General features: G+C 67.0%; 12 protein-coding genes and 1 rRNA gene. 9 read left to right on the plus strand and 4 right to left on the minus strand.

Annotated features, from left to right (window positions below):
* The first annotated feature begins 63 nt into the window (after positions 1–63).
* Complete coding sequence (locus ACWGKS_RS03945) at positions 64–1,089, plus strand: zinc metalloprotease (RefSeq protein ID WP_358515646.1); 1,026 nt, start codon at positions 64–66, stop codon at positions 1,087–1,089.
* Between the two features lie 47 nt (positions 1,090–1,136).
* On the opposite strand, the gene ACWGKS_RS03950 is transcribed toward ACWGKS_RS03945, so the two are convergent.
* Together ACWGKS_RS03950 and ACWGKS_RS03955 are read right to left on the minus strand one after the other, a co-directional pair.
* A complete protein-coding gene (locus tag ACWGKS_RS03950; protein ID WP_358515649.1) occupies positions 1,137–1,469 on the minus strand; it encodes a type II toxin-antitoxin system PemK/MazF family toxin in 333 nt (110 codons plus the stop codon).
* The gene (locus tag ACWGKS_RS03955) at positions 1,466–1,732 is read right to left on the minus strand and encodes a hypothetical protein (RefSeq protein WP_358515652.1); all 267 of its coding nucleotides are present in this window, start codon (positions 1,730–1,732) and stop codon (positions 1,466–1,468) included. Before ACWGKS_RS03955 ends, ACWGKS_RS03950 begins: the two co-directional genes overlap by 4 nt.
* An 80-nt stretch (positions 1,733–1,812) precedes the next feature.
* Here ACWGKS_RS03955 and ACWGKS_RS03960 point away from each other — a divergent pair, with 80 nt between their 5' ends.
* The gene (locus ACWGKS_RS03960; protein ID WP_358515655.1) at positions 1,813–2,820 is read left to right on the plus strand and encodes a tryptophan--tRNA ligase; all 1,008 of its coding nucleotides are present in this window, start codon (positions 1,813–1,815) and stop codon (positions 2,818–2,820) included.
* 75 nt (positions 2,821–2,895) lie between these two features.
* On the opposite strand, the gene ACWGKS_RS03965 is transcribed toward ACWGKS_RS03960, so the two are convergent.
* Both ACWGKS_RS03965 and ACWGKS_RS03970 read right to left on the minus strand, forming a co-directional pair.
* Positions 2,896–3,468, minus strand: a complete 573-nt coding sequence (locus tag ACWGKS_RS03965; RefSeq protein WP_358515658.1) for a nicotinamidase — start codon at positions 3,466–3,468, stop codon at positions 2,896–2,898.
* A gap of 41 nt (positions 3,469–3,509) precedes the next feature.
* Complete coding sequence (locus ACWGKS_RS03970) at positions 3,510–4,811, minus strand: nicotinate phosphoribosyltransferase (protein WP_358515661.1); 1,302 nt, start codon at positions 4,809–4,811, stop codon at positions 3,510–3,512.
* A 107-nt stretch (positions 4,812–4,918) separates the two neighbouring features.
* Between ACWGKS_RS03970 and ACWGKS_RS03975 the strand changes: the two genes are divergently transcribed.
* The 7 genes from ACWGKS_RS03975 to ACWGKS_RS04005 form a co-directional block, all read left to right on the plus strand.
* Entirely contained in the window at positions 4,919–5,341 is a 423-nt protein-coding gene (locus tag ACWGKS_RS03975) for a M67 family metallopeptidase (RefSeq protein WP_358515664.1), read from the plus strand.
* A 94-nt stretch (positions 5,342–5,435) separates the two neighbouring features.
* Positions 5,436–5,714, plus strand: coding sequence for a MoaD/ThiS family protein (locus ACWGKS_RS03980; RefSeq protein WP_067608473.1), 279 nt, complete (start codon positions 5,436–5,438; stop codon positions 5,712–5,714).
* Positions 5,715–5,722: 8 nt separating this feature from the next.
* Positions 5,723–6,670 carry a PLP-dependent cysteine synthase family protein gene (locus tag ACWGKS_RS03985; RefSeq protein ID WP_358515667.1) on the plus strand — a complete coding sequence of 316 codons (948 nt, stop codon included), beginning with the start codon at positions 5,723–5,725 and terminating at the stop codon, positions 6,668–6,670.
* Between the two features lie 270 nt (positions 6,671–6,940).
* Positions 6,941–7,693, plus strand: coding sequence for an MBL fold metallo-hydrolase (locus ACWGKS_RS03990; RefSeq protein WP_358515670.1), 753 nt, complete (start codon positions 6,941–6,943; stop codon positions 7,691–7,693).
* Positions 7,694–7,757: 64 nt separating this feature from the next.
* Positions 7,758–8,483, plus strand: a complete 726-nt coding sequence (gene rph / locus ACWGKS_RS03995) for a ribonuclease PH (RefSeq protein ID WP_358515673.1) — start codon at positions 7,758–7,760, stop codon at positions 8,481–8,483.
* Positions 8,484–8,500: 17 nt separating this feature from the next.
* The gene (rdgB, locus tag ACWGKS_RS04000) at positions 8,501–9,106 is read left to right on the plus strand and encodes an RdgB/HAM1 family non-canonical purine NTP pyrophosphatase (protein WP_358515675.1); all 606 of its coding nucleotides are present in this window, start codon (positions 8,501–8,503) and stop codon (positions 9,104–9,106) included.
* An 807-nt stretch (positions 9,107–9,913) separates the two neighbouring features.
* Positions 9,914–10,205, plus strand: a 16S ribosomal RNA gene (locus ACWGKS_RS04005); the annotation flags it as partial.

Genomic DNA, 10,205 nt, shown 5'->3' on the forward strand with positions numbered 1-10,205 from the left:
ATACTTCGCAACGCCGCGCAAGGCAGGCAAACTGTGGGCGATTGTGTCGCTACTGTGCGTGAGATGATTCGACGAAGCTCTCGCGGTGGCACAGCCGCGCTCTGGTCCGGACTGTCCCTTTGCGCGGTCACGTTGACCGGCCTGGTGGCGAGTACTTCTCCGGAGCCGACCACCCAGGGGGTGGCGGCTCCGGAGAACGTCTCGGCGGCCACGGTGGCGAACGAACCGTATTGCCCACCCGGCACGGAACCGGTCGCGGAGGCCGAACGCAGGGTCGCCGACCCGCACGCCGGACCCTCCGACGGTGTGGAGGTCACCCCGGAACAGGCCGCCGAGTACGAGGAAGGCCTCCGCCGGGCGATGGAACGGATCCGCGACCATGAGGCCGCCGCGCCCTACACCGTGCCCGTGGTCATGCACGTGATCTCCGCGAGCGACGGCAGCGGCGAGATCTCCGACGAACGCGTCGACGACCAGGTGGACGTGCTCAACCGGGCGTACCAGGGCGAGTACGCGAAGGGCTCGGAGGGCACCGACACCGGATTCCGCTTCGAGCTCGCCGACGTCACGCGGACCGAGAACGACACCTGGTTCCGCGACTTCGGAGAGCAGCGCGACGAGATCCGCGCCGAACTGCGCCAGGGCGGCCCCGAGACCCTGAACATCTACACCGCGGACCTGGGCAGCGGACTGCTGGGCTTCTCCACGTTCCCGCAGGACTACGCCGACAACCCCGACCAGGACGGGGTCGCGATCGCGCACGACACCCTGCCCGGCGGTGGCCGCGAGAAGTTCAACGAGGGGCACACCGGAACCCACGAGGTCGGTCACTGGCTGGGGTTGTTCCACACCTTCCAGAACGGTTGCGAGAGCCCGGGCGACTACGTCGACGACACCCCCTACGAACGCGAGGCCGCCTCCGGTTGCCCCGAGGGCCGGGACACCTGCCCCGAACGCGAGGGCGAGGACCCGGTCACCAACTTCATGAACTACAGCGACGACGCCTGCATGACCCACTTCACCAAGGGGCAGGCGGATCGCATGGCCGAGCACTGGGCCGCCTTCCGCGAGGGCGCGCCACAGGCCTGACCCGGGTTCGTGGCGTCACACCACCCGTGGCGCCACGAATCGCCACCTCAAAGGGCGAGTAGTCTGCGCAGGACCGTTTCCACCTCGAACAGGACGAGATCGTCGACACGACCGAACCGTCGTCCGAGCCGTTCGGGAGAGATCGAGCGCAGGTCCTCGCACTTGGCGTAGCTGAACGCTTTCAGTCCCGAGGAACCCGGCTCGATCTCCACATGGGTCCGACTTCCCCGGTGGGTTCGGGTCAACGGGACCGCCATGACCACGGGTGGGTGGGACTCCAACCAGAGTTGAGCGTTGACCAGGAGAACCGGACGGCGCATCCCTTGTTCGTGGCCGACCGGGTCTCCCAGGTCGGCCATGTGGATCTCGCCTCGCTTCACCAGGCTTCCTCTGCGGTCAGTTCGTCGTCCCCCGGGTCTGAGAGGTCGTCCTGGAGTGTCCGGTCATCGAGGCGGGCACGCCGGTCCTCCTTGGTGAGGCTCTCGTTGTACATGCGCACGTCGGACCAGAACTCCAACTCCTCGGCCTCGTCCAGTGCCTCTTCGATCGCGCGAGCCATGGTGACCCGGCGGTGTCTCGCCCTCTTGCTGATGCGCTCTCTCAGGGATCGTGGGACCTTGATCGTGGTATCCATGGAAGTCATACTGAAAGTATGCCTCAGGGATGGGGGCTTGGCCATAAGTCGGGCGGGGAGCGGGTGGTGCGCGCCGCTAGGCTTGAGACATGGCAGCCAACACGTACCTGACCGGGATCAAGCCCACCGGCGACTTCCACCTGGGCAACTACATCGGCGCGATCAAGCCCGCCCTCGCGGCCGCCGAGCGCTACGACACCTTCTACTTCATCGCCGACTATCACGCGCTCAACATCATCAAGGACGCGGACGAGCTTCGTCACAGCATCCGGTCGGGCGCTGCCACCTGGCTGGCCTGTGGGCTCGAGCCCGAGCGCACGGTCTTCTACCGCCAGTCCTCCATCCCCGAGACCTTCGAGCTCACCACCATCCTGAGCACCCTCACCCCCAAGGGGCTCATGAACCGCGCGCACGCCTACAAGGCCGTTCGGGACCGCAACACCGAGGCCGGCGTCACCGACCTCGACTCGGGCGTCAACATGGGGCTGTACAACTACCCCATCCTCATGGCCGCGGACATCCTCGTCATGGAGGGCACCCAGGTCCCCGTCGGCCGCGACCAGTCGCAGCACATCGAGTACACCGCCGACATCGCCGGGTACTTCAACCACCGCTTCGGGGACTCCTACAGCTTCCCGATCCCCAAGGGCGTCATCGACGACAGCGAAGCGAGCATCCTGCCCGGCACAGACGGCCGCAAGATGAGCAAGTCCTACGACAACCACATCCCGCTGTTCCTGTCGCAGAAGAAGCTCCGCAAGGCCATCAACCGGATCCCCACCGACTCCACCCCGGTGGAGGACCCCAAGGACCCGGATTCCTCGATCCCGTTCCAGCTGCTCACACACTTCGCCGACGCCGACAAGGTCGCCGACGTGCGCAAGCGTCTGGAAGCGGGCGGCATGGGCTGGGGCGACCTCAAGAAGGAACTGTTCGAGGCGGTCGACACCGAACTCGGCCCCAAGCGCGACCGCTACGAGGAGCTCATGGCCTCCGAGACCGAGCTCGACGACATCCTCGCCTCCGGCCTGGACCGCGCCCGTGAGCGCGCCCGCCGGGTCCTGAAGGACGTCCGCTCCGCCATCGGCATCGCCTAGGTCGAGCGCCGCGCCGGAGTCAAGAAGCGGCCGTGACCTCTCCGGTCACGGCCGCTTCGTCGTCAGGGCAGGGGCTCAACCGACCAGCGGCTCGCCCTCCAGCTCCACGCCGGCGGCGCGCAACCGCTCCAGCGCCGACTCGACCGTGGGCGCGGCCACGCCCGCGGTCAGACCGAGCAGCACCCGCGTCCGGAACCCCTCTTCCCGGGCGTCCAGCGCGGTGGCCCGCACACAGTGGTCGGTGGCGATGCCCACCACGTCCACCTCGTCCACGTTCCGTTCGCGCAACCACGCGACCAGGGTCGTCTCACCATCTCGCGCGGTCCCCTCGAAACCGCTGTAGGCCGCCGTGTACTGGCCCTTGCCGAAGATCTCCTCCGCCACCGAGGCGTCGAAGTCGGCGTGGAACTCCGCGCCGGGGGTACCGACCACGCAGTGCGGCGGCCAGGTGTCCACGAAGTCGGGGGTGTCGGAGAAGTGCGCCCCCGGGTCGATGTGGTGGTCACGGGTGGCCACCACGTGGTCGTAGCCACCGGCGCGGGAGTGCTCGGTGACGGCGGCCGCGGTACGCGCTCCGCCCTTCACACCGAGGCTGCCGCCCTCACAGAAGTCGTTCTGTACGTCCACCACGATGAGTGCCCTCGTCATGTCCGGCACCTCTCTTCCAGGATCGGGTCGGGTCTGGGACTTCAGTGGAAGATCGTCGGCAGCGAGGCGTCGCCGCGGGACATCCGCAGCGCCTGCTCCGGCAGTTCCGCCACGGTCGCCCGGTGGCGTTCACGGGCCTGGTGGACCGTCTCCCGGCCCACGATCTCCCCGTCGACGACCAGCGGCCGCAACAACGGACGGGTACCGACGACCTCGCCCGGGTCGTGCGGGTACACCTCCTCGGACACCGCGACGCCCTTGTCGTCCAATCGGCGCACCGACCACTTGCGGCCGCCCCGGCTCGGTTTGCCCACCGAACGCTTGGCGACCGGTTCCAGCGGGGCGTCGTCCGCCAGGCCGCGCGCCCGTGCCACCAGTTTGTACACCAGCGAGACGGTCGGGGCGCCGGAACCCGTGACCAGGGACGTTCCCACGCCATAGCCGTCCACCGGGGCCACGGCCAGAGCCTGGATGGAGTGCTCGTCGAGGTCGCCGGTGACCACGATCTCGGTGTCGGTGGCGCCGAGCCCGTCGAGTTGGGCGCGCACCCGGGACGCGGTCGCGCCCAGGTCACCGGAGTCGATCCGGACGGCTCCGAGCTCCTTGCCGGCCAACTCCACGGCGTGACGCACCGCGCGTTCGACGTCATAGGTGTCCACCAACAGGGTGGTGCCCATGCCCATGGATTCCAGCTGGGCCTTGAACGCGTGCTGTTCGCTGTCGTGCAGCAGGGTGAAGGCGTGCGCCGCGGTGCCGCCGGTCGGTACCCCGAACGAGCGTCCCGCCTCCAGGTTGGAAGAGGTCGCGAACCCGGCCACGTAGGCGGCGCGGGCCGCGGCCACGGCGGAGCGTTCGTGGGTGCGGCGGGACCCCATCTCGATGAGCGGGCGGTCGCCGGCCGCGACCGACATGCGGCTGGCCGCCGAGGCGATCGCGCTGTCGTGGTTGTAGACCGACAGGGCGAGGGTCTCCAGGATCACGGCCTCGGCGAACGTGGACTCCACCACGAGAATGGGGGAGCCGGGGAAGTAGGCCTCTCCCTCGCCGTAGCCCCAGACGTTGCCCGAGAAGCGGTAGTCGGCGAGCCACTCCAGGGTGGGCTCGTCCACGACACCGTGGTCGGACAGGAAGTCCAGTTCCGCACGGCCGAAGCGGAAGCGTTCCAGTAGGTCCAGGAAGCGCCCGGTGCCCGCCACGACGCCGTAACGACGGCCTTCGGGTAGGCGCCTGGCGAACATCTCGAACACCGACCTGCGTGCGGCGGCGCCGCTGTGCAGGGCGCCCTGGAGCATCGTCAGTTCATAGTGGTCGGTGAGCAGCGCACTGCTGCCGTCCTCTCTCATAGGAGCGAGCCTATTCGTTGAGGGTTGGAGCTTCGCAGCCGCCCCACCAGCCGGGGCAACAATACCCACTCGGTTGGTAGAGAAGAATGGGTGGGTACCCTGGAGCCATGCTGAGGATTGACCGCTCGATCTACGACCAGATCGTCGCACACGCCCGCCGCGACCACCCCGACGAGGCGTGTGGTGTCGTCGCCGGCCCCGAGGGCTCCGACCGCCCGGAGCGGTTCATCGAGATGCTCAACGCCGAACGGTCACCGACCTTCTACCGTTTCGACTCGATCGAGCAGCTCAAGGTCTGGCGTGGGATGGACGACCGCGACGAGGAACCCGTCGTGATCTACCACTCCCACACCGCGACCGAGGCCTACCCCTCGCGCACCGACATCGCCTACGCCTCCGAGCCGGGGGCCCACTACGTCCTCGTCTCCACCCGTGAGCCCGACACCGTCGAGTTCCGCTCCTACCGGATCGTCGACGGCGAGGTCACCGAGGAACCGGTGGAGATCACCGAGGGCGACGGCCGCCAGTAGGCTCCGCCACCGGCAGGGCTCCGTCCGGAATGAGGGCGGAGTGTCTCCTGTTGGACATGAACGCACAACTACGACCGCTAACGGAGTCACCTTCATGGCCATCGAGGTCCGCATCCCCACCATCCTGCGCAACCTGACCGACGACGCCAAGGTCGTCGAGGGGTCCGGCGCCACCCTCGGCGAGCTGTTCACCGACCTGGACAGCCGTCACCCCGGCATCGCCGAGCGTCTGGTGGAGAACGGCAAGCTGCGCCGCTTCATCAACGTCTACCTCAACGACGAGGACGTCCGATTCGTCGGTGGGCTCGAAGCGAAGCTCTCCGACGGCGACAACGTGACCGTCCTGCCCGCCGTCGCCGGCGGAAGCCGCTAAGGACGGCCATGCGCTACGACTCCCTACTCGACTCCCTCGGCGGCACGCCGCTCGTCGGCCTGCCCCGACTCTCGCCCTCGCCGAGGGTGCGGCTGTGGGCGAAGCTGGAGGACCGCAACCCCACCGGTTCGATCAAGGATCGCGCGGCGTTCTTCATGATCGAGCAGGCCGAGAAGGACGGGTTGCTCTCCCCGGGGTGCACGATCCTGGAGCCGACGTCGGGGAACACCGGCATCTCGCTGGCCATGGTCGCCAAACTGCGCGGCTACCGCATGGTCTGCGTCATGCCGGAGAACACCTCCGCCGAGCGCAAGCAGTTGCTCGCCATGTGGGGCGCCGAGGTCCACTTCTCCGAGGCCGCGGGCGGGTCCAATGAGGCCGTCCGCGTCGCCAAGGAGATGGCCGCGGCCAACCCCGACTGGGTGATGCTGTACCAGTACGGCAACCCGGCCAACGCTCGCGCCCACTACGAGACGACCGGGCCCGAACTGCTGGCCGACCTGCCGGAGATCACCCACTTCGTGGCGGGGCTCGGTACGACCGGAACCCTCATGGGGGTGGGGCGCTACCTGCGCGAGCACAAGCCCGACATTCAGATCGTCGCCGCCGAACCCCGGTACGGCGAACTCGTCTACGGGCTGCGCAACATCGACGAGGGGTTCGTCCCCGAGCTCTATGACGAGTCGGTGCTCACCACCCGTTTCTCCGTCCCCTCCGATGCCGCGCTCAAGCGGACCAGGGAACTCCTGGCCAAGGAGGGCATCTTCGCGGGGGTCTCCACGGGCGGCGCCCTGCACGCCGCCCTGGGGATGGCCCGCAAGGCCGAAAGGGAGGGGCGGTCCGCCGACATCGCGTTCGTCATCGCCGACGCCGGATGGAAGTATCTGTCCACCGGCGCCTACGAGGGGACCCTCGAAGAGGCGGAGGAGCGCCTGGACGGCCAGCTCTGGGCCTGATCCGAGCTTCGTGACGGAGACCGGTCGCTGCTGCGGCCGGTCTCCTGTCTTATTCGGGCAAAACGGTCATCTCTGATCAATTGGTGTGAAAAATTCACACGTGACCGAGGTCGCCTGAGATGCGGGACACATTTTGTACCACCAGGGCGGTCATTGGGGTACACCCGTAACAAGGGCACATCCGCAGAACCAGCCGCCACCCGCACTCCCCGCGCACAGCCACTCAGGGGCCACGGAGACAGAGCGGCCGACCGAGAAGGCGACGACGACGTGCGACTCACGATTATCGGGTCCTCCGGGAGTTTCCCCGGGCCGGACAGCCCGGCCTCCTGTTACCTGGTCGAGGCCGGTGGATACCGCCTGCTTCTGGACCTTGGCAACGGCGCCCTGGGCGCCCTCCAGCGCTACACGGACCTCTACTCCATCGACGCCGTGTACCTCAGTCACCTGCACACCGACCACTGCGCCGACATGTGCGCCTACTGGGTCGCCCGCATGTACTCGCCCGACGGAGCCAAGCCGCGCATCCCCGTCTACGGACCCGTCGGGGTCTCCGACCGCCTCGCCCAGATCTACGGGCTGGACCCCGACCCCGGCATGACCGAGGTCTTCGACTTCCACGAACTGACCCCCGGCGAGTTCCGCATCGGCCCGATGACCGCCCGCGTGGACAGGGTCAACCACCCCGTCGACGCCTTCGGCATCCGGCTCGAACACGAGGGCGCCTCCCTCGCCTACTCCGGGGACACCGGCTCGTGCGATTCCCTGATCGACCTGGCCCGCGGAGTCGACCTCTTCCTCTGTGAGGCCGCCTTCCACGACCACCTCGAACACCCCAAGGACATGCACTTGACCGGTAGCGAGGCCGGCGACCACGCCGACCGGGCCGGGGTCCGCAAACTCCTGCTCACCCACCTGGTGCCCTGGAACGACGACGACGTCACCATGTCCGAGGCCCGTTCCACCTTCGCCGGCGACATCGAACTCGCCCGAGGCGGACAGGTCCACCGGATCGGCGACTGAGCGGCTGAGCGACTGAGCGGCGGCCGAGCCACGAGGTGGTCCGACCGGAGATACGCTCATGACCATGGCTCGACCTGACGGACGCGTTCCGACCCAACTTCGCCCTGTGACCATCACCCGCAACTGGCTCCGCCAAGCGGAAGGTTCCGCGCTCATCGAGTTCGGAGACACCCGTGTGCTCTGCGCGGCCACCGTCGAGGACGGTGTGCCCCGCTGGCGGAGGGGGACCGGCGAGGGGTGGGTCACCGCCGAGTACGCCATGCTTCCGCGCGCCACCGACACCCGTGGTGCCCGGGAGTCCGTGCGCGGCAAGATCGGCGGACGTACCCACGAGATCTCGCGATTGATCGGCCGCTCCCTGCGCGCCGTCGTCGACTTCAAGGCGATGGGCGAACACACCATCACCCTGGACTGCGACGTGCTCCAAGCCGACGGTGGAACCCGCACCGCGGCGATCACCGGTGCCTACGTGGCCCTCGCCGACGCGATGAAGTACCTGCGCAAGAAGCGCAAGCTCAAGACCAACCCGCTCATCGGCTCGCTCTCAGCGGTGAGCGTCGGCGTGGTGCAGGGGCAGCCCAGGCTGGACCTGAACTACCTGGAGGACTCCGTCGCCGACACCGACATGAACGTCGTGATCACCGGTGACGGCAAGTTCATCGAGGTGCAGGGCACCGCGGAGGGACAGGGTGCGGCGTTCGACCGCGAACTCCTCGACAAGCTGCTCGACCTCGCCACCAACGGTTGCGGGGAGCTGTCCGCGATCCAGAAGAAGAGCCTGTCCGAGTAGGTCCGGAGGAGTTGACCGTGAAGATCGTGTTGGCCACGCGCAACGCGAAGAAGGTGCCGGAGATGCGCGCCATCCTCGCCGAGGCGGGCGTGAAGGCCGAGGTCCTCGCCCTGGACGCGTTCCCCGACGCACCCGAGGTACCCGAGACCGAGGCGACCTTCGTCGGAAACGCCCGACTGAAGGCGAGGGCGATCGCGGCGCACACCGGTCTGCCCGCGGTGGCCGACGACTCCGGGTTGAGCGTGGACGAACTGCGGGGGATGCCGGGTGTCCTCTCCGCCCGATGGTCCGGCCGTTTCGGTGCGCGGAACCAGGACCGGGCCAACCTGGAACTGGTCCTGGACCAGCTCGCCGATACCCCGCGGGAGCGCCGAGGCGCCCGGTTCGTGTGCGCGGCCGTGCTGGTGATGCCCGACGGGACCGAGCGGTCGGCCGAAGGTGTTCTGAGTGGACACCTGGTCGGGGAACCCCGAGGAGAGAACGGGTTCGGCTATGACCCGGTCTTCGTCCCCGAGGGCCACGATCGGACCACGGCGGAGCTGACCGCCGAGGAGAAGAACGCGATCAGCCACCGGGGCATCGCCTTCCGCGCCTTGGCCGAAGAACTGGCCGCACTGGTGTGACCGGGGTGGGACGGGTCGGTTTCGGTCCGTCCCACCCCGGATCAAACCCAGGGCACGGAAAAATCTTGACACCGGGGTTTGCCGGTCCGGGACCAGGGGCAGGATGGTTCATGCCTGACAAGCAAGCCGATCCAAGACCCCGGACCCGACGTCGACGTACGGTGTCACCAGGATCGACGGCGTCATCAGGGCCGACAGCGTCATCAAGGTCGGAAGGCCCGGACACATCGGGGATCTCCCCACCGGACCGGGCCGATTTGACGTCACCGAGACAGTTACCTAGACTCAGCGAGTCGCTGCGGGACGGAGAGCGCAGAACCTTCTGGTTCGCGCTCGGCACCGGACCGCGATCACAGACATCCTCTTCAAAGCAGCCTGGTTCGAGCGGTGCTCGGAGCATGTAAACTCGAAGAGTCGCTTCAAAAGCCCAGCGTTCAAACCGACAGGCGAAAACGCAAAGCCGAAAGAAGCACAAACGGGCCTTTACCCCGATCAGGAACACCGAAACCGCCGATTCGACGGGAAACGGAACACCTGATAAAGTAAAGACACAACGAAGAAGCCTTCCACGGAAGAGCAGACGAGAACCGCAAGGTTCCGGAGCTTGTACGGGAAGAGTGATTGTTTCTTGAGAACTCAACAGCGCGTGTTTGATTTTCTTTAAGCCATGTTTGTTTTGGCCCCGACACACTTCATCGTGTGTAGGGTTCCTTTGATTGATCAACGCCAGTTGATCGGTCAGGATTTCTTCTAGGTTTACCCGGACCAGGCCGACCCTCACAGGTCGCCGGAACGGGTGGTATGACCTTTATGGAGAGTTTGATCCTGGCTCAGGACGAACGCTGGCGGCGTGCTTAACACATGCAAGTCGAGCGGTAAGGCCCTTCGGGGTACACGAGCGGCGAACGGGTGAGTAACACGTGAGCAACCTGCCCCCGACTCTGGGATAAGCGGTGGAAACGCCGTCTAATACCGGATACGACCCGCCACCTCATGGTGTGCGAGTGGAAAGTTTTTTCGGTTGGGGATGGGCTCGCGGCCTATCAGCTTGTTGGTGGGGTAAAGGCCTACCAAGGCGATTACGGGTAGCCGGCCTGAG

This window comes from Nocardiopsis sp. NPDC055879, assembly GCF_053615935.1.